The sequence below is a fragment of the Promicromonospora sp. NPDC050880 genome (genome assembly GCF_044456525.1).
Lineage (GTDB): Bacteria > Actinomycetota > Actinomycetes > Actinomycetales > Cellulomonadaceae > Promicromonospora.
This window is the reverse complement of sequence record NZ_JBITFV010000004.1, coordinates 217,743-239,007: the sequence shown is the minus strand read 5'-3', so window position 1 is coordinate 239,007 and position 21,265 is coordinate 217,743. Positions and strand designations below refer to the sequence as shown.

At 72.3% G+C, this 21,265-nt stretch carries 14 protein-coding genes; 6 read left to right on the top strand and 8 right to left on the bottom strand.

Annotated elements, in window-relative coordinates:
• Window positions 1–83: 83 nt before the first annotated feature.
• Window positions 84–833: a TetR/AcrR family transcriptional regulator gene (locus ACIBBF_RS10130; protein WP_397412951.1), complete on the top strand. Its 750-nt coding sequence runs from the start codon at window positions 84–86 to the stop codon at window positions 831–833.
• 15 nt (window positions 834–848) lie between these two features.
• On the opposite strand, the gene ACIBBF_RS10125 is transcribed toward ACIBBF_RS10130, so the two are convergent.
• The 4 genes from ACIBBF_RS10125 to ACIBBF_RS10110 all read right to left on the bottom strand — a co-directional run bounded on the left by ACIBBF_RS10125 (window position 849) and on the right by ACIBBF_RS10110 (window position 6,283).
• On the bottom strand, window positions 849–2,084 hold the full coding sequence (locus tag ACIBBF_RS10125; RefSeq protein ID WP_397412950.1) for an NAD(P)/FAD-dependent oxidoreductase: 1,236 nt from the start codon (window positions 2,082–2,084) through the stop codon (window positions 849–851).
• 178 nt (window positions 2,085–2,262) lie between these two features.
• Window positions 2,263–3,318 (bottom strand): aldo/keto reductase, encoded by a 1,056-nt coding sequence (locus ACIBBF_RS10120; protein ID WP_397412949.1) that lies wholly within the window; start codon window positions 3,316–3,318, stop codon window positions 2,263–2,265.
• 247 nt (window positions 3,319–3,565) lie between these two features.
• Window positions 3,566–4,510 (bottom strand): glycoside hydrolase family 19 protein, encoded by a 945-nt coding sequence (locus tag ACIBBF_RS10115; RefSeq protein ID WP_397412948.1) that lies wholly within the window; start codon window positions 4,508–4,510, stop codon window positions 3,566–3,568.
• Window positions 4,511–5,236: 726 nt separating this feature from the next.
• Window positions 5,237–6,283: a LacI family DNA-binding transcriptional regulator gene (locus tag ACIBBF_RS10110; RefSeq protein WP_397412947.1), complete on the bottom strand. Its 1,047-nt coding sequence runs from the start codon at window positions 6,281–6,283 to the stop codon at window positions 5,237–5,239.
• A gap of 297 nt (window positions 6,284–6,580) precedes the next feature.
• On the opposite strand from ACIBBF_RS10110, the gene ACIBBF_RS10105 reads away from it, so the two are divergent.
• The 3 genes from ACIBBF_RS10105 (at window position 6,581) to ACIBBF_RS10095 (ending at window position 12,625) form a co-directional block, all read left to right on the top strand.
• Window positions 6,581–8,842, top strand: a complete 2,262-nt coding sequence (locus ACIBBF_RS10105) for a discoidin domain-containing protein (RefSeq protein ID WP_397412946.1) — start codon at window positions 6,581–6,583, stop codon at window positions 8,840–8,842.
• Window positions 8,843–8,921: 79 nt separating this feature from the next.
• Entirely contained in the window at window positions 8,922–10,331 is a 1,410-nt protein-coding gene (locus ACIBBF_RS10100) for a DUF1996 domain-containing protein (protein ID WP_397412945.1), read from the top strand.
• Window positions 10,328–12,625: a discoidin domain-containing protein gene (locus tag ACIBBF_RS10095; protein WP_397412944.1), complete on the top strand. Its 2,298-nt coding sequence runs from the start codon at window positions 10,328–10,330 to the stop codon at window positions 12,623–12,625. Before ACIBBF_RS10100 ends, ACIBBF_RS10095 begins: the two co-directional genes overlap by 4 nt.
• A gap of 89 nt (window positions 12,626–12,714) precedes the next feature.
• Here ACIBBF_RS10095 and ACIBBF_RS10090 read toward each other — a convergent pair whose 3' ends face one another.
• From ACIBBF_RS10090 to ACIBBF_RS10075, 4 genes are all read right to left on the bottom strand, one after another.
• The gene (locus ACIBBF_RS10090; RefSeq protein WP_397412943.1) at window positions 12,715–14,340 is read right to left on the bottom strand and encodes a UxaA family hydrolase; all 1,626 of its coding nucleotides are present in this window, start codon (window positions 14,338–14,340) and stop codon (window positions 12,715–12,717) included.
• A gap of 80 nt (window positions 14,341–14,420) precedes the next feature.
• Window positions 14,421–15,770 carry an ABC transporter substrate-binding protein gene (locus ACIBBF_RS10085; protein WP_397412942.1) on the bottom strand — a complete coding sequence of 450 codons (1,350 nt, stop codon included), beginning with the start codon at window positions 15,768–15,770 and terminating at the stop codon, window positions 14,421–14,423.
• Between the two features lie 42 nt (window positions 15,771–15,812).
• Window positions 15,813–16,763 (bottom strand): carbohydrate ABC transporter permease, encoded by a 951-nt coding sequence (locus ACIBBF_RS10080; protein WP_397412941.1) that lies wholly within the window; start codon window positions 16,761–16,763, stop codon window positions 15,813–15,815.
• A complete protein-coding gene (locus tag ACIBBF_RS10075; RefSeq protein ID WP_397413058.1) occupies window positions 16,756–17,661 on the bottom strand; it encodes a carbohydrate ABC transporter permease in 906 nt (301 codons plus the stop codon). The genes ACIBBF_RS10080 and ACIBBF_RS10075 overlap by 8 nt, the downstream gene beginning before the upstream one ends.
• Window positions 17,662–17,951: 290 nt before the next feature.
• On the opposite strand from ACIBBF_RS10075, the gene ACIBBF_RS10070 reads away from it, so the two are divergent.
• Both ACIBBF_RS10070 and ACIBBF_RS10065 read left to right on the top strand, forming a co-directional pair.
• Window positions 17,952–20,039, top strand: coding sequence for a DUF6807 family protein (locus ACIBBF_RS10070; RefSeq protein WP_397412940.1), 2,088 nt, complete (start codon window positions 17,952–17,954; stop codon window positions 20,037–20,039).
• A complete protein-coding gene (locus ACIBBF_RS10065; protein ID WP_397412939.1) occupies window positions 20,036–21,265 on the top strand; it encodes a Gfo/Idh/MocA family protein in 1,230 nt (409 codons plus the stop codon). Before ACIBBF_RS10070 ends, ACIBBF_RS10065 begins: the two co-directional genes overlap by 4 nt.

Genomic DNA, 21,265 nt, shown 5'->3' with positions numbered 1-21,265 from the left:
CTTACGCTGTAAGCCTTACGACGTAAGGTAGAACCGGCGAGCCGCCGGGTCAAGGGTGAAGGGCGACGTAGGATCGCGGGACGATGACTTCCCGGCAGAGAGCGGCAACCGCACCACGCAGCGCCCTGACGCGCGCCCGCGTGCTCGGCTCGGCCGTCACCCTCGCGGACCGCGACGGGCTCGGGGCGCTCACGATGCGCAGCCTCGCCCGGGAGCTCGGCATCGAGGCGATGTCGCTGTACCACCACGTCTCGAACAAGGAGGATCTGCTCGACGGCGTCGTCGACGTCGTCGCCGGGGAGATCCAGGAGGCGGTGGGCCGGCTGGACCCGCTGCCCGACGACGCGCCGCCGTCCGCCTGGCGGTCCGCCGTGCGCCGGCAGATCCTCACGGCGCGCGCCGTGCTGCTGCGGCACCCGTGGGCCACGACCGTCCTGGAGTCGAGGACGTCGTTCAGCCTGCACGTGGTGCGCTACTACGACTCGCTGCTCGGGCTGATGCGGCGCGGCGGCCTCTCGTACGACCTGATCCACCATGCCATGCACGCCCTCGGCAGCCGCGCCCTCGGGTTCTCACAGGAGCTCTTCGAACCGGACGGCGCCACGGCGGGCTCCGCAGCCGGTGGCGCCGCCACCCAGGGTGCCGACGCCACCGCTACCGCACTGCTGGAGCAGATGGCCGACCAGGTGCCCCACATGGTGGAGATGCTGGCAGAGGTGGGCCATGAGGAACCCGGCCAGACCCTGGGCTGGTGCGACGACCAGACCGAGTTCGAGTTCGGCCTCGACCTCATCCTCGACGGGCTGGAGCGGCTCGCCGCGGACCAGCGGTGAGCCGCCCCGGCCCGCTCACCGCAGCGGGTCGAAGGGCAGGATCTCCTGGGGCGTCCGCCCCGTCGTGATCTGCTCCGCCAGCGCCCGCCCGGTCGCGGGCCCCAGCACCATGCCCCACATGCCGTGACCGCCGGCCACGTAGACACCCGGGGCGGCCGTCCGGCCCACGAGCGGCAGCCCGTCCGGGGTCACCGGCCGGGAGCCCACCCACTCGTCGGCCCGGGAGTCCAGGTCCACGCCCTCGAACAGATCGCGGACCGAGCGCACGATCGCCCGGACACGGCCGGGCTGGAACGGCTCGTCCGGCCCGCGGAACTCCATGGTGCCCGCCACGCGCAGCCGTCCCTGGTACGGCGTGCAGGCCACCCGCCGGGCCGGGAAGTACACGGGGTGGTCGATCGGCGGCCCCTCCACCGGCACGCTGAACGAGTAGCCCCGCCCCGCCTGCACCCGGGTCCGCACGCCCAGCGGACGCACCAGCTCGGGGAGCCATGCCCCGGTGGCGACCACGACGGCGTCGGCCCGCACCGTGTCGTGACCGTGCACGGCGACCTCGGTGCCGCCCGGCACCGCGCGCACGGCCGTGACGCGGGCGTCGGTGAGCACCTTCGCCCCGCGGGCGCTGACCGACGTCGCGAGCGCCTCCACGTACGGCCCGGGCTCGATGTACCGCTGCCCCTCGAGCGACCAGATCGACCGCACCGCTCGGGAGAGGTGCGGCACGCGGACGCCGTCGGGCACCCGGGAGAGCCGCACCTCCTGGCCGGCCTTGGCCACGTTGCGCAGCTCGTGCACGAACGGGACCGACTGCCGCTCGTGCTCGAACGCGACCACCCAGCGGCTGGGGTAGGACGTCGCGTGCACGCCACCGGCCTCGAGCTCGTCGTACGCCTCGAGCGCCACCCGGTCGATCGGCGTGAGGGCGGCCATCGCGCGCTGCCACGCGCCGGGCGTCGCGTGCGCCATGAACCGCGCGACGAAGCTCCACAGGGCACGGTCGAAGCGGAACGGCACGCTGAGCGCGGCGTCGGGGTCGAGCATCGCCCGGGGGCCGTAGGCCCAGAGCGAGGGGTCGGCCAGCGGCATCGCCATGCCGGGCGTGAGCCACCCGGCGTTGCCCCAGGAGGCCCCGGCCGCGACGCCGCGCCGGTCGAGGATCGTCACCTCCACGCCGCGTTCCTGCAGGTGCCACGCGGTGGAGAGACCGACCATGCCGGCCCCCACGATGATGGCGCTCTTCGTCTCGGGCACGCTTGTTGCTCCTTCTCGCGAGTGCAGTACCTGCCAGTACCCCTCCCCGTCGAGCGGCGGTCGCCCTCATCGTCCGCCCGACGGGTCGATTCGGCGCGACCTTCCCGTGAAGTGCGGCCGAACAGGGTGTGTGGGATCGGCGGCGCGGCGCCGGACGACGCCGCGCCGGCCCGTCCGCTCAGCCGAGCGGCTGCGCCAGGGGCTCGATCGCGGCGATCTCGTCGTCACCCAGGGGGCCCGCCGCGAGCGCCGCGACGTTGTCCTCGAGCTGCGCCACCGACGACGCACCGATCAGTGCCGACGTCACGCGCTCGTCCCGCAGCACCCAGGCGAGGGCGAGCTGCGCGAGGGTCTGGCCGCGTCCCGCGGCGATCTCGTTGAGCGCCTTGGCGCGGCTCAGGTAGTCGTCGGTGAGTGCGCGGTCGGAGAGGAACGGCGAGTCGGTGCGCGCCGCCCGGGACCCGGCCGGGGCCGCACCGGCGAGATACTTGCTGGTCAGCAGGCCCTGCTGGAGCGGCGAGAACACGATGGTGCCGACGCCGAGCTCGCCGACGACGTCGAGCAGGGCCTCGCTCTGCACCCCGTCGTAGCCGTCCTCGTGCGCGGGGTTCTCGATGTGCCGGTTGAACATCGAGTAGGACGGCTGGTGGATGAGCAGCGGCACGCCCAGCTCGCCGAGGATCCGCGCGGCGTCACGCGTGCGGGCCGGCGAGTAGTTGGAGACGCCGACATACAGCGCCTTGCCCTGCCGGACCGCCGAGGCCAGGGCACCCATGGTCTCCTCGAGCGGGGTCGAGGGGTCCGGCCGGTGGTGGTAGAAGACGTCCACGTAGTCGACGCCCATGCGGGTCAGCGACTGGTCCAGGCTGGCTAGCAGATACTTGCGCGAGCCGTGGTCGCCGTACGGGCCGGGCCACATGTCGTAGCCCGCCTTCGTGGACAGGACCAGCTCGTCGCGGTAGGACCGCAGGTCGGCGGCGAGGTGCCGGCCGAAGTTCTCCTCGGCGGAGCCGTAGGGCGGGCCGTAGTTGTTGGCCAGGTCGAAGTGCGTGACGCCCAGGTCGAGGGCACGGCGCAGGATGGCGCGCTGGGTGTCGAACGGGCTGGTGTCGCCGAAGTTGTGCCACAGCCCCAGGGACAGCGCGGGCAGGTCGAGCCCGGAGCGTCCGGTGCGGCGGTAGGTCATGGTCTCGTAGCGGTCGTCGGCTGCGAGATACCGGGGTGCGAGAGGCATGGGGCCATCGTGGCACGAAGACCGTGGCGGTCTGGACATCGGCCGGGCGGCTCGGGTCGGCCGGGTCGGCCGGGTCGGCCGGGTCGGCCAGGCCGGCCGGGTCGGCCGGGCCTGCTCGGACCGGCTCGGACCGGCTCGGACCGGCTCGGACCGGCTCGGACCGGCTCGGGCCGGCTCGGAGAACTGACCATGCGGTTGCTGCCAGGACGGGTCTTGATCTGGCAGCAACCGCATGGTCGGCAGGGGGTCAGCAGTAGAGGTTGCCGCCCGGGTCCACGCCCAGGGCGCTCGTGAAGCGCAGGTAGGTGTCGACCCGGCTCTGGACCTGTGCCGGGTTGCCGCCGTTGCACTCGATGGCGCCGTTGATACTGCGGATGGTCTCACCGAAGCCCGCGCCGTTGACGATCGCGTTGTGTGGCGTCATGGTGCCCGGACCGTTCTGCGTGTTCCAGTACCAGAGGCCGGTCTTCCAGGCGATGGCCGAGTTGGTCTGCACCAGGTTCGGGTTGTTGAGCAGGTCGATGCCGAGGGCGTCGCCCGCCGCCTTGTAGTTGAAGTTCCAGCTGAGCTGGACCGGGCCACGGCCGTAGTACTTGTCGTGGCCAGCCGGGCAGCCGTAGGGCTGGGTCGTGTCGCAGTAGTGCGGGTAGTTGGCGGTGTTCTGCTCGACGATGTGCACCAGACCGCCGGTCTCGTGGGAGACGTTGGCGAGGAAGGCGGCCGCTTCCCGCTTCTGGACGGTCTCGCTGCCGCTGTTGGCGAACCCCGGGTACGCGCTGAGCGCGTCGACGAGGCCCGCGTAGGTGTAGAACGAGTTCCGGTTCGGGAAGAACGAGTTGAACTGGGCCTGGCTCACCGGGAACGCGTCGGTGCCGGGCGGGTCGACAGGCGGCTCGCCGCCGTCGCACGTGCCGACGCGCTCCCAGACGCCCCACTCACCCGTGGTGCCGGGTGTCTCCCCCTGGGTCCACCACTTGGCGCGCCAGGCCGCGCCGCCGTAGGTGACCAGGTTGCCGCCGACATAGACGGCGCTGCTGCTCCAGGCGGCGGCGGTGCAGTCGGCGACCGCGGCCGGGGCGGGAGCCGGGGCGTCGGCGACGGGCGCGGCCGCACCGGGGACTGCCACGGCACCTGCGGTGAGGAGCGCGGCGACAAGGCTGGTGACGAAGAACGGTACGCGACGAGATCTCATGGGGAACCACCTCGCTTCGGGTCCTGGGCCGCCGCGGACGACGGCGACCGATTTGTTCAGGAACCTAGCAAGGTACGTCCAGCCGGGTCGTGAGGGATTCCCACACGGGTACCCGTACGTGCCGGGCGGGAGACAACAGCGCGGGGTTCGGTCAGCTGCCGCCCGGTTCGGTCCGTTGTCCGTTGCCCCGGACCGGTCTGCTGCGGCGGGTTCGGTCGGTTGCCGCAGGTTCGGTCTACTGCCGCAGGTTCGGTCAGTTGCCGCGGGTGGTGTTCGGTCGGCTGCCGCGTGTCGGCCTGCCGTCGCGCGTGTTCGGTCGACTGCCGCGGGTGGTGTTCGTTCAGCTGCCGCGTGCTCGGTCTGCCGCCGCGCATGTTCGGTCAGTTGCCGCGCATGTTCGGTCGGCTGCCGCACGTATTCGGTCAGTTGCCGCGCATGTTCGGTCGGCTGCTCCGAGATCGGTCCATCGACGGGCCGATCTCGGGGCAACGGACCGAACACGCCACCGTTGCGGCCAGCATCACGCCCAGCAGCCCACAGCACCACGCCGCCACCGCCACCGCCGCCGCGACCGCCGCGACCGCCGCGACCGCCGCACGACGCCGCCACCGCGTCCAGCGCCCAGCACCGCACCCAGCACCCAGCACCCAGCACCCAGCACCCAGCACCCAGCACCCAGCAGCAAACACACCACCAGGCCCCCACCCGCCTGGAGCCCCCACCCGCTCACGCCGAGTCCCGCACCACCAGCGTCGGCTCGAAGATCGACGAGCGCACCGCCGGCTCGTCGGCGTCGATCTGCTCCAGCAGCATCCGCGCCATCTCCTGGGCCATCTGCTCCACGGGCTGGCGGACGGTCGTCAGCCGAGGCCGGGTCTGCACGGCGACGGGGCTGTCGTCGAACCCGACGATCGCGACGTCGTCGGGCACGCGCCGGCCGTTGGCCTGCAGCACGTGGATCGCACCCTGGGCCATGAGGTCGTTCGAGACGAAGATCCCGTCCAGGTCCGGGGCCACGGTGAGCAGCTCGGCCATCGCCGCCTCACCGCTCTCGAACGTGAACGACCCCGCGACGCTCGGGACGAACGCGTGCCCGCGCCGGGCCGCCGCGTCGCGGAAGCCCTCCAGGCGGTCCCGGGCGGAGGGCACGTCGAGCGGCCCCGAGATCACGCCGAGCGCGCGGCGGCCCCGGTCGAGCAGGTGGTTCGCGGCCAGGCGGGCGCCGTCGGCGTTGGCCAGGTCGACGTAGCTGGCCGGGATCGGGTGCCCGGGCCGCGCGAAGAGCACGATCGGGCGGCCGGTGCCGATCAGCCCCTCGGGGAGCGGGTCGTCCGCGTAGGTGGAGACCAGCAGGGCGCCGTCCGCGTTGCCGAACCGCAGGTAGGAGACGACCTGGGCCCGGGTCTGCTCGTCGTCGGCGAACATCAGGACCGGGTGCACGTCGTGCGGGCGCAGCGTCCGCACGAGCGACCCGACCACCCGCCCGAAGAACGGGTCCGAGAAGACGCCCGAGAGGTCGAGCTCCCCCTCGGGATCGGCGTCCGCGCCCGAGATGACGACGGCGACCGTGCCGGTGCGGCGCGTCACCAGGGACCGCGCGGCCCGGTTGGGCACGTAGCCCGTCTCGGCCACCGCCTCCAGCACGACCTCCTGGACCGCCGGCGCCACCTTGCGCTTGCCGTTGATGACGCGGGACACGGTCGCGCGCGAGACGCCGGCGACCTTCGCCACGTCCTCCAGGGTCGGCGCCGCACGCCGCGGGTCCTTGCTCACAGGCCGACGGTAACAGAGTAAGAGCGCTCTCCGAGCGAGCCGCGCCGGGTGACCTCTCCACTCAGCCTGGGATGCAGCAAGGTGCACCAGACGCCAACAAAACAGGTAATGAAGCCGATAAACAGAGACGGCCAAGGGGGCCCAGACCCTTGACGCTCGACCGAGCACGGGTCGAGGATGAGCCGGGTAAGAGCGCTCTCCCACTCGTGACGCACCGGAGCGTCGCGCTCGCAGGCTCAACGACGAACCGCGCCACGGCCGCTCTGCCCGGCCGAGCAGCGGACGGAGAGGAACACCATGACCACCACCGGATCACCCGGTACGCCGGTCGCCGGCCCCCGACGCACCACGCACGCCACCCGGACCAGGCACGGGCGCGCCACCGTCGCGGCCCTGGCGGCCGGGCTGCTGGCCACGGCGGCGCTCGTCGTGCCCGCCACGACGGCGCAGGCCGAACCGGTCCTGCTGTCGCAGGGCCGGCCCGCGACGGCGTCGTCGGTGGAGAACCCCGACTACACGCCCGCGAGCGCCGCCGTCGACGGCGACCTGACCACCCGGTGGGCCAGCGAGTTCAGCGACCCGCAGTGGATCCGGGTCGACCTGGGCCGCTCGGCCGCGCTCGACCGTGTCGAGCTGGTGTGGGAGGCCGCGTACTCGACGGCGTACCAGTTCCAGGTCTCGGCGGACGGCACCGCGTGGTCCACCGTGTACTCGACCACGTCGGGCGACGGCGGCACCGACGCGTTCGACGTCGAGGGAACGGCCCGGTACGTGCGGCTCCTGTCGACCGCCCGCTCGGGCGGGTACGGCAACTCGCTGTGGGAGCTGCGTGTCTTCGGCGAGGCCGGTGGCAGCACCGATCCGGGCGGGCCGGCCTACGTGGACCCGGGCCACCCGAACGTCCCGGTCCGGGACTCGGGCCCGAGCACCGTCGAGGTGGTGGGCGGCAGCGGTGACTGGGACCTCCAGGTGGACGGGCAGCCGTACACGGTCCGCGGCTTCACCTGGGGCCCGGCGTTCAGCACGGCCGACCACTACATGCCGACGCTCACGGCGATGGGCGCCAACACGATCCGCACCTGGGGCACAGGGGCGGACACCCGCCAGCTCCTGGACTCGGCCGCGGCGCACGACGTCCGCGTCGTGATGGGCTTCTGGCTGCTGCCCGGCGGCGGCCCGGGGTCGGGCGGCTGCATCGACTACCGCACCGACGCCACCTACAAGGCGAACACCAAGGCGGACATCCTCAGTCAGGTCGCGGCGTACAAGGACCACCCGGGCGTGCTCATGTGGAACATCGGCAACGAGTCGCTGCTCGGCCTGCAGAACTGCTACTCGGGCACCGACCTGGAGCAGATCCGCAACGCGTACGCGGCATTCGTCAACGAGGTGAGCGTGGCCGTGCACCAGGCCGACCCGAACCACCCGACCACGAGCACGGACGCCTGGGTGGGCGCCTGGCCGTACATCGAGCGCAACGCCCCCGACCTGGACCTGCTCTCGGTCAACGCGTACGGCGACCTGTGCAACGTGCCCGCGGCCTGGGAGGCCGGCGGCTACGACCGGCCGTACCTCATCACGGAGGGCGGCGCGGCCGGTGAGTGGGAGGTGCCGGACGACGCCAACGGCGTCCCGGACGAGCCCACCGACCTCGAGAAGGAGCAGGCGTACGTCGACTCGTGGCGCTGCCTGCGGGAGCACGACGGCGTCGCGCTGGGCGCCACGTTCTTCCACTACGGCATCGAGGGCGACTTCGGCGGTGTGTGGTTCAACGTGATCCCCGGTGACAACCGGCGCCTCGGCTACTACTCGATCGCCCGTGCCTGGGGCGTCGACACCTCCGGCATGAACACCCCGCCGCGCATCACCGCGATGAACGTCCAGGGCGCGACGGCAGTGTCCGCGGGCGAGGAGTTCACGGTCAGCGTGGACGTGACCGACCCCGACGGCGACCCGATCGACGCCAACGTGATGCTGAACAGCAAGTACGTCAACAACGCGGGCGGCATCGCGCAGGCGCAGTTCACGCAGACGGCGCCGGGCACGTTCCGGGTCACGGCACCCGAGATGCTCGGCGTCTGGAAGGTCTATGTGTTCGCCGAGGACGGGCACGGCAACGTGGGCGTGGAGACGAGGTCGTTCCGCGTCGTCGCGCCGCCGGTCGACGGGACGAACATCGCGCGCGGCAAGACGGCGACGGCCTCGAGCTTCGACCCGTGGAACGGCGACTGGACGCCCGGCCGCGCCGTCGACGGCGACGCCACGACGCGGTGGGCCAGCGAGTGGGGCCCGTCGGCGTGGTGGCAGGTGGACCTCGGGTCGGTGCAGTCGTTCGACCACGTGCAGCTCGTCTGGGAGACGGCCTACGGCAAGTCGTACCAGGTGCAGACGTCGAACGACGGGAGCACCTGGACCACGGTCCGGACGGTCACGGGCGGCAACGGCGGCGTCGACAGCCTCGACGTCCAGGGCAGCGGCCGGTACGTGCGGCTCAACCTCACCGAACGCGGCACGGAGTGGGGCTACTCGCTGTACGAGGTCGGCGTCTACCAGCAGTGACAGATCAGCAGTGACAGATCAGCAGTGACAGATCAGCAGTGACAGGTCAGCACGGCACACCTGCGAAGAAGGAGGAACCATGCGCACGACCCTCAGCAGACCCCGCGTGCTCGCGGGCGCACTCGCCACGGCCCTGCTCGCCTCGACCCTGAGCGCGGCGGGCACGATCGGCGCCACCACCGCCGTCGCCGAGCCGAACACCCTGCTCTCGCAGGGTGCGCTCACGGCCGCGTCCAGCTCGGAGTCCGCGGGCCTCGGCCCGCGCTTCGCGGTGGACGGCGACCGGTCCACCCGCTGGGCCAGCGCCCCCACGGACGACGAGTGGATCCGGATCGACCTGGGGCAGTCCTACGCCCTGGACCACGTCGCCCTGGAGTGGGAGGCAGCGTACGGCGCGGCGTTCACGATCCAGGTCTCGGCCGACGGCGCCGCCTGGACCACCGTCGTCACCGAGGGTGCCGGGACCGGCGGCACGGAGGTCTACGACATCACCGCGACCGGCCGCTACGTGCAGCTCGTCGGCACGGCCCGAGGCACCGGCTACGGCTACTCGCTCCTGGAGCTCCAGGTGTTCGGCGACGGCGAGGCGGGCGGGCCGGAGGACCCGCCGCCGTTCCCCGGCGACGAGGTGACCCACCACGAGTTCCAGGCGAACTGCACCTTCTCGCACTTCCTGCCGGACGACTCGATCGTCTACCCGAACCAGCCGGGCCGGTCGCACCTGCACACGTTCATCGGCAACCGCTCGACGGACGCCTTCACCACGCCGACGAGCCTGCACGCGATGCCGGAGAGCACCTGCACGGTGCCCCAGGACCACTCCGCGTACTGGTTCCCGGCCATCACCAGGGCGGGCGTGCCGGTGGAGCCGAACATCCCGCTGACCGTCTACTACAAGTCGGGGATCGACGACTACCGCGACGTGGTGCCGTTCCCGGAGGGGCTCCAGTTCGTGACCGGCGACATGATGGCGACGGTGGACGAGTTCCGCACCGCGCCGGGCGCCGTCGAGGGCTGGGAGTGCGGCGACATCTCCAAGAGCTGGGAGATCCCGGCGTACTGCCCCGAGGGGACGCAGCTCAACATCCGGTACCAGGCGCCGAGCTGCTGGGACGGGATGCACCTGACGCCGGAGGAGTCGGCGCACATGGGCCACGGCTCGCACATGGCGTACCCCGTGGCGGGCCAGTGCCCGATGAGCCACCCCGTCGCGGTGCCGATGCTGGAGTTCAAGATCGCGTGGCCGGTCAGCGGCGACATGTCCGACGTCGCGCTGGTGAGCGGGTCAGACCAGTCGTGGCACTACGACTTCGTCAACGCCTGGGACCCCGAGGTGCTGCGCCGGCTGGTGGAGCACTGCATCAACGGCGGCCTCCAGTGCAACCCGCGGGGCTACGACCTGTACAAGCCGCACCGGGGCACCGTGCTCGACGAGAACTACGAGCTGGTACCCGAGACCACGGCAGCGCGGGAGGAGGTGGCGTCGTGAGGGCCGTCCCCAGCGGTGCGCACCGGGCCGGCACACGGGCCTGGCTGGCTGCCGCGGCGGTCGCGACGTGCGTCGCGGCCCCGCTGACGGCGGCTGCCGCGCCGGTTCCCGGGGCGACGGCGCGGCCGGCGTCGGCGTCGGTCCGGGCGCCGGTCCCGGCGTCGGTCCAGGCACCCGTCCCGGCGTCAGTCCCGGCGTCAGGGCCGGACCAGGCGGCGGCTGCCGCCTGCGGGAGCACGAACGTGGCGCTCGGGCGGCCGGCGACGGCATCGTCGACGGAGGGTCCGTTCGGCGCGGCGTCGGCCGTGGACGGCGACCCCGGTACCCGCTGGGCCAGCGAGTTCAGCGACCCGCAGTGGATCCGCGTGGACCTCGGTTCCGTGCAGGACCTGTGCCGTGTCGACCTGTCCTGGGAGGCCGCGTACGGCAAGGGGTTCCGGATCGAGGCCTCGGACGACGGCTCCGCGTGGCGCACCCTGACGACGGTCACGAACGGGACCGGCGGCAACCAGTCGCTGGAGATCACGGGGTCGGGCCGGTACGTACGGCTCACCGGCACGGAGCGGGGCACGGGGTACGGCTACTCGCTCTGGGAGCTCAAGGTGTTCGCCGGCGAGGGCGGCACCACGCCCGGCGACCCGATCCCGGGCGGCGGCGACCTGGGCCCGAACGTGCACGTCTTCGGCCCGGACACGCCGACGGCCCAGGTCCAGGCGGCGGTCGACGCCGTCTACGACCAGCAGGAGGCGGACCAGTTCGGCGACGGACGGCACCAGTTCCTCTTCGAGCCGGGCACCTACCCGGTGCACGTCAACGCCGGTTTCCACACCTCGATCTCCGGCCTGGGGACGAGGCCCGACGACGTGAACATCACGGGCGGTGTCTGGGCCGACGCCGAGTGGTTCGAGGGCAACGCCACGCAGAACTTCTGGCGGTCGGTCGAGAACCTGGCCGTGACGCCGTCGGGCGGGGACATGCGGTGGGCCGTGTCGCAGGCGGCGCCCATGCGGCGCGTGCACGTCAAGGGCAACCTCATGCTGCACTCGTCGCGGTACGGCTGGGCGTCGGGCGGGTACATCGCCGACTCGGTGGTCGACGGGCAGGTCCGCGCCTGGACGCAGCAGCAGTGGTACACCCGCGACTCGACGCTCACGGGCGGCTGGGCCGGGACGCTGTGGAACATGGTGTTCTCCGGCACCGAGAACGCCCCGCCGACGTCGTTCCCCGAACCCGCGGTGACCGCCCTGGACACCACCGGCGTCATCCGCGAGAAGCCGTACCTGTACCTCGACGGGGACGACTACGCGGTGTTCGTGCCGGCACACCGGGACGGCACGCGGGGCGCGACCTGGGACGGCGGGACGACGTCGGGCACCTCGATCCCGCTGGACCAGTTCTACGTGGCCCGGCCCGGCGACTCCGCGGAGCGGATCAACCAGGCGCTCGACCAGGGGCTGCACCTGCTGCTCACGCCGGGCGTCTACGAGACCACCGGGACCATCGAGGTGGACCGGGCCGACACCGTGGTGCTCGGGCTCGGGTACGCCACGATCGTGCCGACGGCCGGGCAGACGGCGATGCGCGTGGGTGACGTGGACGGCGTGCGCGTGGCGGGCGTGCTCTTCGACGCCGGCGCGGCCGAGTCGCCGTCCATGCTCACCGTGGGCACGGCAGGGTCGACGGCGGACCACGCCGACGACCCGATCTCGCTGCACGACGTGTTCGTCCGCGTGGGCGGCGCGCACGCCGGGCGCGTGGACCAGGCGATCGTGGTGAACGCGGACGACACGATCGTGGACCACATCTGGTCCTGGCGCGGCGACCACGGCGACGGCGTCGGCTGGGACGTGAACACCGCGCGCAACGGGCTCGTGGTCACCGGCGACGACGTGGACGGGTACGGGCTCTTCGTCGAGCACTACCAGGAGTACAACACCCTGTGGACCGGGGAGCGCGGCCGCACGATCTTCTACCAGAACGAGCTGCCGTACGACCCGCCGGACCAGGCCGCGTGGAACCACGACGGCATCCGGGGCTGGGCGGCGTACAAGGTCGCGGACGGCGTGACGCAGCACGAGGCGTGGGGGCTGGGGTCGTACTGCGTGTTCACCTCGGACGCGTCGATCACCTCGGACAACGGGTTCGAGGTGCCGGTCACGCCGGGCGTGCGGATGCACTCGCTGCTCACCGTGTCGCTGGGCGGGGTGGGCACGTACGAGCACGTGATCAACGGCGTCGGCCCGCGCGCGGCGGGCACGGAGACGATCCCGGCGAAGGTGGTGAGCTACCCCTGACCCTGCCCGGACGACCATGCACCTGCTGCCAGAACCAGGACCTGCCTGGCAGCAGGTGCATGGTCGTCTCCAGGGGGCCGCGGCAGCCGTCAGGTGACCGCGCCGATGTGCCAGGGGATGAACTCCTCGGCGCCGATCTCCAGCTCCTCGCTGACCGTCTGCTCCCCCGAGGCGACGGCGAGGACGCGGTCGAAGATCTGCCGGCCCACCTCGGCGACGGTCGCGGTGCCGTCCACGACCACGCCCGCGTTGATGTCCATGTCCTGCGACATCGCCGAGTACATCGGGGTGTTGGTGGCCACCTTGATGGACGGCGTCGGGCGGCACCCGAACACCGACCCGCGTCCGGTGGTGAAGACGACGACGTTCGCGCCGCCCGCGACCAGGCCCGTCACGGACACCGGGTCGTAGCCCGGGGTGTCCATGAAGCCGAACCCGGTCTCCGTGATCGGCTCGGCGTACTCGTACACGGCGCCCAGGTCGGCCTGCCCGCCCTTGGCCACCGCCCCGAGGGACTTCTCCAGGATGGTGGTCAGCCCGCCGGCCTTGTTGCCCGGTGAGGGGTTGTTGTCCAGGGTGCCGCCACCCGCGGCGACGTAGCCGCGCCACCAGTCGATCCGGTCCAGCAGCTTCTTCGCCACGGCGGGTTCGGTCGCCCGTGCGGTGAGCAGGTGCTCCGCGCCGTAGACCTCGGGCGTCTCGGCCAGCACGGACGTGGCGCCGTAGGCGACCAGGCGGTCCGAGGCCCAGCCCAGGGCCGGGTTCGCGGTGATGCCGGAGTAGCCGTCCGACCCGCCGCAGTTCAGGGCGAGGACCAGCTCGGACACGTCGCACTCGACGCGTCGACGCTGGTCGACCAGGGGCAGCAGCTCGCGGACGGCGGCCACTCCGGCACGGACCGAGGCCCGCACGCCGCCGGCCTCCTGGATGGTCAGGGAGCGCACCACGGTGTCGTCCGGGATGGCCGCGAGCAGCCCGGACCGTCGCTCGTCGGGGGCACCGATGCCGGGCATCCCCAGGTCGGCGACCTGGCCCGAGCGGGCCGACAGCGCGGCGCCCGGCACCATCTCGCAGCCCAGCCCGAGCACCAGCAGGCCCGCGACGTTCGGGTGCGCGGCGTACCCGCGCAGGGTGCGCAGCAGGATCTGCCCGCCCTCGGAGTCCGGGACCAGGCCGCAGCCCGAGGTGTGGGTCAGGGCGATCACGCCGTCCACGTTCTCGAACTCGTCCAGCGCCGCGCCGCGGAACTGGTCGGCGATCATCTTCGCCGTCGAGGCCGAGCAGTTCACGCTGGTCAGGATCGCGACGAAGTTCCGGGTCCCCACGCGGCCGTCGGCCCGGCGGTAGCCGCGGAAGGTGGGCCGGGGCTCGTCGTCGGGCACCGGGAGGTGCGTGTGCGTGCCGCCCAGCGGCGCCTCCCGCTGGGCCTCCTCGAACCCGAGGTTGTGGGAGTGCACGTGGTCGCCGACCGCGATGTCGGCGGTGGCCACCCCGATGACCTGCCCGTACTTGCGCACCGGGCCGCCCGCGGACACGGCCCGCAGCGCGACCTTGTGCCCGCGCGGCACCGCCTGGCGGACGTCGACCGGACCGGTCCCGGGAGCCTCGGGTGTCTCGCCCGGGCTCAGGTCCCGCGTGGCGACGGCGACGTCGTCCCCGTCCCGCAGCACGAGCAGTTCCTGTGACACGTGAGACCTCCCGTTGAACCGTTTCATCCTACCGAGACGACGTCGAGTGCGGGATCTTCGCCCTCGCAGAGGCTCTGCCAGGGCGAAGATCCCGCACTCGACGTCGGTCAGTTCGAGATGGCCGCCGTGACCTCTTCCGTGAACTGGGTGGCCGCCTCCTGCGGGCTGAGGCGCTCGAAGAGGACCTCCGTGTTGATGCGCTCCATGATGTCGGCGAGCTCGGCCGAGCCGTGCGGCGGGACCGGCGGGGTGTCGACGATCTCGTCCTCGATGTCCGCCATGAAGTCGGCCATCTTCTGGTCGGTGGGCGACAGGTCGCCCAGGATCGCCTCGCGCACGTCGGTGTTCGCCGGCAGGCCGCGGTCGGTCAGCATGATCTTCGCGGCCTCCTCGGAGTTCAGCATGAAGTCCACGAACTTCGCGGACGCCTCCGGGTACTCGGTGTCCGCGGAGACCGAGTAGAACATGGCCGGCTTGTAGTACATGCCGGTGCGCTCCCCCTCGGTCTCGCCGGGCAGGCGCAACAGCTCGAGCTCGTGACCCGACGACTCGGTCAGCGCGCCGAGCTGGTTGGTCCACCAGACCCCCATGGCCCCCTGGTTGGTGCCGAGCAGGCCGCCCTCCGGCCCGGCCGCCTGGTACTCGACGGTGCGGGCGGCGTCCGGCTGACCACCGCCCGCCATGAGGTCGAGCGAGACCTGGAAGAAGTCCGCGACGGTCTCCTCGGAGACGCCGAGCTCGCCGTCCGGCGTGAACAGGGTCTCGCCGCGCTGGCGCGCCAGCACGTTGAGGCCGGCCTCGTTGAAGCCGTAGTCCTGCGTGCCCCAGACGCCGTCGCCCGCACCGTCGGCGACGGCGTTCGCGGTGGTCACGTAGTCCTCCCACGTCCAGGTGCTGTCGTCCGGCACGTCGACGCCGGCGTCGGCGAAGATCTCCGGGTCGGCCACGAGCGCGTAGGCGTTGATGCCGGTCGGGATGCCGTACTGCGTGCCCTCGATCTGCCCGCCCGCCAGGACGCCGTCGTCCACCTTCGAGGTGTCGATGTCGAGCGTGCCCAGGTCGGCCAGCACGTTCTTGGTCGAGTAGTCGGAGATGTAGCGCTCCTCCTGGGTGATGACGTCGGGGGTGTCGCCCGCGGCCACCGAGGTGGCGAGCTTGTCCCAGTAGCCGTCCCAGTCGGTGAAGTCGGGGACCACGGTGATGTCCGGGTTCTCGGCCTCGAAGGCCTCGATGATCTGCTGCGTCGACTCGTGGCGGGTGTCGGAGCCCCACCACGCGAACCGGATCTCGCAGGGGCACTCCTCGGCAGCGGCCGGGGCGTCGTCGCCGCCTCCGCCGATGCCCGAGTCGCCGCCCCCGCAGGCCGCGAGGGTCAGGGCGACGGCCGCGATGCCTGCGGCCGAGGACGTGATCCTCCTGCCGCGTCGCGCAGGGCGTCCGGTACGGGTGATGCTCATGTGCTTCTCCTTCGGTGACGTCGTTGTCTCATCGCGGTGGAGCTACTTGATTCCGGTGGTCGCAATGCCCTTGACCAGGTACTTCTGTCCGAACAGGAAGGCGATGAAGACGGGGATCAGGGACACGATCGACATCGCGAACAGCGATCCCCACGAGCTCTCGCCCGTGGAGTCGACGAACGTGCGCAGGGCGATCGGCACGGTGTACATCTCCGGCCGGGTGAGGAAGATGAGCTGGCTGAAGAAGTCGTTCCAGGTCCAGATGAACGTGAAGATCGCCGTGGTGGCGAGGGCCGGGAGCGACAGCGGCAGCATGATCTGCAGGTAGATGCGCAGGTGGTTGCAGCCGTCCAGCGTCGCGGCCTCGTCCAGCTCGCGCGGGATGCCGCGGAAGAACTGGACCATGAGGAAGATGAAGAACGCGTCGGTCGCCAGCAGCTTGGGCACGATCAGCGGCAGGAACGTGTTGATCCACTCGAGCTGGGAGAACAGCACGTACTGCGGCACGATCACCACGTGGATCGGCAGCATGATCGACATCAGCATGACCGCGAACCACAGCCGCCGGCCCCGGAACTCCAGCCGGGCGAACGCGTAGGCCGCCATCGAGCACGACAGCAGGTTGCCGAGCAGCGACCCGAGCACCACGAGCGCCGAGTTGATCAGGTAGTGGCTGAACGGGTGCAGCAGCGCGTTCCACCCGTCCGTGTAGTTGGACAGGTCGATGTCGGTGGGGATGAGGCCCGGCTCGCGGAAGATCAGCGCGTTCGGCTTGAACGAGCTGGCCACCATCCACAGCAGCGGGTACAGCATCACGAACCCGAAGGCGATCAGGCCCGCGTGCTTGAGCACGCTGCCGAGCCGGGCCCGCACGCGGCGGCCTCGGGGGCGGACGGCGAGCGGGGCGGGTTCGCCCCGCCGGGCCGCCGTTCCGGACGACGACGCCGGGGCCGGCGACGTCGGAGCGGTCTGTTTCGTCGAGGCGTCAGTCATCGTAGAAGACCCAGTACTTGGAGGCGAGGAAGTTGACGACCGTCATGCCGCCGATGATCAGCAGCAGGAACCAGGCCATCGCCGACGCGTAGCCCATGTCGAGGGAGCCGAACCCCTTGAGGTAGAGGTACAGCGTGTAGAGCAGCGTCGAGTCGGACGGGCCGCCGTTGCCGCCGCTGACGACGAACGCCCGCGTGAACGACTGGAACGCCTCGATGAGCTGCAGCACGAGGTTGAAGAAGACGATCGGCGTGAGCAGCGGCAGCGTGATGGACCGGAACTGCCGCCACCGTCCCGCGCCGTCGATCGCGGCGGCCTCGTAGTACATCTGCGGGATCTGCCGCAGGCCCGCCAGGAAGATCACCATGGGCGCGCCGAACGTCCAGACGTTGAGCGCCATGAGGGTGCCCAGGGCGTAGTCGGGGTGCGACACCCAGCCCTGCCCCTGGATGCCGACGAGCGCCAGGACCTGGTTGACCAGGCCGTCCGCGCCGAAGATCTGGCGCCACAGGATCGCGATGGCCACCGACCCGCCGAGCAGCGAGGGCAGGTAGTACACCGAGCGGTACAGGGCCAGCCCGCGCATGCCCTTGTCGAGCAGCAGCGCCAGGCCGAGGGCCGCGGCGAGCTGCAGCGGCACGGACACGAGCACGTAGGTGAACGTGACGCCGAGCGACGTGAGGAACCGCGGGTCGTCGAACATCCGCGTGTAGTTCTCCAGGCCGATCCACTGCGGGGCCGAGAGCAGGTCGTAGTCGGTGAAGGACAGGTACAGCGACGCCCCCATGGGCCCCGCCGTGATGAGCACGAGCCCCACGAACCACGGGGCGAGGAACAGCAGCGCCCAGCGCCCGTCCCCCTTCTTGCGGGGGCTGACGCTCTGCTCGGTGCGGGACAGCTCCTGGATCACGGACACGGACTCACCCCCGTGCTGCCGGTCGGGGGCACGGGCGGAGACCACCAGGGTCCGGGCTCGCTGGTCGGGTGGCGCATCGCGTTGTCCTCCGGATCGTCGTCGATCCCCGGCCTCACCTGTGAGAAACCGGTCTCTGGTGGAGGAACGTACCACATGAGGAACCGGTTTCCCATGGTGTACGGTCACCTCGGGAAACCGGTACCGCCGGGTGCCGCGCCAAGGACGGCGCAGGAGCCCGCCCGGCGGGCCGGACAGTGACGCAAGGAGTGCAGATGGTCAGCCGCAGCCCACGGGACACCGGTCAGCGTGCAGGTCAGCGCCGTGTCGTGGCCACGATCGGTGACGTCGCGGCCGCGGCCGGGGTGTCCCGAGCCACCGTCTCGCGCGTCATGAATGGCCGCAGCACCGTCGACGCCGCCATCGCGGAACGCGTGCGGGACGCGGCGGCCGAGCTGAGCTACCGGCCCAGCAACGCCGCGCGCAGCCTGGCACTGGGCCGCACCCAGACGGTCGCCCTCGTGGTGCCGGACCTCGGCAACCCGGTGTTCCAGCAGATCCTGCGCGGTGTCATGGACGGCGCCGCCGAGGACGGCTACCGCGTGCTCGTCGCCGACACGGTCGAGGACGACCAGCAGGAGGGCGCCATCGCGCTGGAGGCCCGGCTGCGGTGCGACGCCCTCGTGCTCGTGTCACCCCGCATCGGCGACGCGGAGCTGAGCGCACTGGTCGCCGACGTCGAACCCGTCGTGCTGGTCAACCGCGAGTCCGGCGGCGCGGCGCCCAGCCTCGTCGTGGACTACGAGGACGCGGCGCTCCAGGTGGTCGAGCACCTCGTGGCGCTCGGGCACCGGCGGCTGGTGTATCTCGGGGGTCCCGTGCGCAGCGCCTCCGACGAGATGCGCCGCGCCGGCCTGGCGCGGGCGCGCGCGGAGCACGCCGACCTGGAGATCCTCGACCTGCCTGCCGGGCCCGACATCCAGGCCGGCCACGCCGCCGCGCCCGCCGTGCTGGCGACCCGGGCCACGGCCGCGGTGGCCTTCAACGACCTGGTCGCGTTCGGCCTCCTCGCCGGGCTCAACGAGGCCGGGGTCGCCGTACCCGCCGACATCTCGGTGGCCGGGTTCGACGACATCGAGCTGTCCCGTTACGCCACACCCGCCCTGACGACGGTGGCGGTGCCGCAGGCCGAGCTCGGCCGACACGCCTGGAGGGAGCTGCACGCCGTGATCGACGACGACGCCCACCCCGCACGCTCAGCACGGTTCACACCCCGCCTGGAGGTGCGCGGCAGCACCGGTCCCGTGCCGCAGGGCCCGGAGCGTGTGCACGTCACCGACGACGGCGGCGCGGACTCCGCGCTCCCGCGCCGTGACGAGATCCTCACCGTGCCGCCCACCGTGGCACCCACGTGGTCGCTGCCCGCGGGGTCGAGCGACGCCGTCGTGCTGACCTGCGGTGACGGCCTGGAGCTCGCCCGCCGCGACCCGGGCGACCGTATGCCCAGGGTGCACGCCCGGCGCCCCTACCTGCACCCCGTGCACACCCTGGCGGGCGTGCCGCTCACCGACGTGAGCCCCGTGGACCACCGGCACCACTACGGCGTGGGCATCGCGGTGCCCGACGTGAACGGCACCAGCCACTGGGGCGGCCGCACGTTCATCGAGGACGTGGGCCCCACGCTGCTGAAGAACCACGGGCGGCAGACCTCGACGGGCGTCCGCGTCGAGGCCGCACCGGACCTGACCGGCCCCGCGGAGGAGGCCGGGGCAGGGGCCGGCGAGACGCTCGTCGAGGACGTGCTGTGGTCGGACGAGCACGGCGGCCCGCAGCTCCGCGAGGAGCGCCGCATCACGGCCCGCCTGCTGCCCCGGCTCCCCGGGACCGACGCCGCGCCCGGCTGGGTGCTCGACTGGCGCTCCACGCTGCACGCCGACCACGGCCCCCTGGAGATCCGCTCCCCCGCCACCAACGGGCGGCCGGGCGCGGGCTACGGCGGCCTGTTCTGGCGGCTCCCGATCGCCGAGAGCACCACCGTCCTGTCGGCCGCGGGCACGGGCGAGAGCCGGGCGCACGGCAGCACGTCGCCGTGGGTGGCGTTCGTGCAGCAGCACGGCGGGCGGTCCACGACGCTCCTGCTGGTGCAGCCGGGCCAGGTCCGCCCGTGGTTCCTGCGCTCCGCCGAGTACCCCGGCGCGTGCCCCGCGCTGGCCTGGGACGCGCCCCTGCTCGTGCCCGACGGCGGCTCGGTGTCGGTCGGCCTGGTCGCAGTGCTGCTCGACAGCGCACTCACCGGCACCGCCGCCGCCGCACTCGCCGCACACATCACCGACGGCGGCGTCCCGGACGGCGGCCTCCGGTGAGACCGCCGAAGGTCGCCGTGGTCGGCATCCACGGCCACGGCGGTTCGCACCTGCGCACGGTCGCCGGCCTGGAGGCCCGGGGGCTGGCGCGGCTGAGCGCCGTCGTCGACCCGCGCGAACCCGAGGACGCAGCGGCGCCGTGGTTCGCGAACCTCGGTGACCTGCTGTCGGCAGGCAGGGACGCGCTCCCCGACGTCGTGGTGCTCTCCACCCCGATCCACACGCACCTGCCGCTCGCGCGCACCGCGATGGAGGCGGGCATCGACGTGCTGCTGGAGAAGCCCACCACTGCCTCCCTGGCCGAGCACGCGGAGCTCGTCGCCGTCGCCGGGCGCACCGGGCAGCTGTGCCAGGTCGGGTTCCAGACGTTCGGGTCGCACGCGCTGCCCGCCGTCGCCGACATGATCGCGCGGGGCGAGATCGGGCAGGTCACCGGCATCGGCGCCGTGGGCACGTGGGTGCGCACGGCGGCGTACTGGGCACGGTCACCCTGGGCGGGCCGACGGCGCATCGGCGACCGCGCGGTGGTGGACGGCGTGGTGACCAACCCGCTCGCGCACGCCGTCGCGACCGCCCTCTGGGTGGGCGGCGCCCGCACCACCGCCGACATCGCCTACGTGCACACCGACCTGTGGCGCGCGAACCCGATCGAGGCGGACGACACCTCGTCGCTGCGGGTCGTCGGCACCGACGGCACGCGGTACGGGTTCGGGCTCACCCTGTGCGCCGCGGCACGGACGCCGGCCCGCGTGATCGTGCGGGGTACCGCGGGCCAGATCGAGCTGGAGTACGAGCACGACGTGGTGCGGCTGCGGACCGGACGCGTGGTCGCCGAGAAGCAGTACGAGCGCACGGGGCTGCTGGAGAACCTGCTCGCCGTGCGGGCCGGCGGCGGGGCGGGCGGTGCTCAGAGCGCCGACGGCGTCCCGGCGGGCCGCGGCGGCGGGCGGCTCCTGTGCGACGTACGGGACACCGGCGCGTTCATGCGGGTCCTGGAGGCGATACGGACGGCACCCGACCCGGCGCCGATCGCGGACGCCTTCGTGGACTGGGCCGACGGCGCCGCTGACCCGGGCGTCGTCGGGCAGGGGAACCCCGCGGGGGACACACGGCATCCGGTGGTGCACGACGTCGCCGCGTGGTGCGAGCGGGCGGCGCTCGAGCAGCGCACGTTCACGGAGCTGGGCGCCCCGTGGACGGGCCGGCCGTCGATCCGCGGGGCATGA

What these genes read in the sequence shown, in the direction of transcription:
- ACIBBF_RS10130 (WP_397412951.1), top strand. Translation starts at nt 84, where the DNA reads ATGACTTCCCGGCAGAGAGCGGCAACCGCACCACGCAGCGCCCTGACG.
- ACIBBF_RS10120 (WP_397412949.1), bottom strand. Translation starts at nt 3,318, where the DNA reads ATGCCTCTCGCACCCCGGTATCTCGCAGCCGACGACCGCTACGAGACC.
- ACIBBF_RS10115 (WP_397412948.1), bottom strand. Translation starts at nt 4,510, where the DNA reads ATGAGATCTCGTCGCGTACCGTTCTTCGTCACCAGCCTTGTCGCCGCG.
- ACIBBF_RS10105 (WP_397412946.1), top strand. Translation starts at nt 6,581, where the DNA reads ATGACCACCACCGGATCACCCGGTACGCCGGTCGCCGGCCCCCGACGC.
- ACIBBF_RS10100 (WP_397412945.1), top strand. Translation starts at nt 8,922, where the DNA reads ATGCGCACGACCCTCAGCAGACCCCGCGTGCTCGCGGGCGCACTCGCC.
- ACIBBF_RS10090 (WP_397412943.1), bottom strand. Translation starts at nt 14,340, where the DNA reads ATGAAACGGTTCAACGGGAGGTCTCACGTGTCACAGGAACTGCTCGTG.
- ACIBBF_RS10085 (WP_397412942.1), bottom strand. Translation starts at nt 15,770, where the DNA reads ATGAGCATCACCCGTACCGGACGCCCTGCGCGACGCGGCAGGAGGATC.
- ACIBBF_RS10080 (WP_397412941.1), bottom strand. Translation starts at nt 16,763, where the DNA reads ATGACTGACGCCTCGACGAAACAGACCGCTCCGACGTCGCCGGCCCCG.
- ACIBBF_RS10070 (WP_397412940.1), top strand. Translation starts at nt 17,952, where the DNA reads ATGGTCAGCCGCAGCCCACGGGACACCGGTCAGCGTGCAGGTCAGCGC.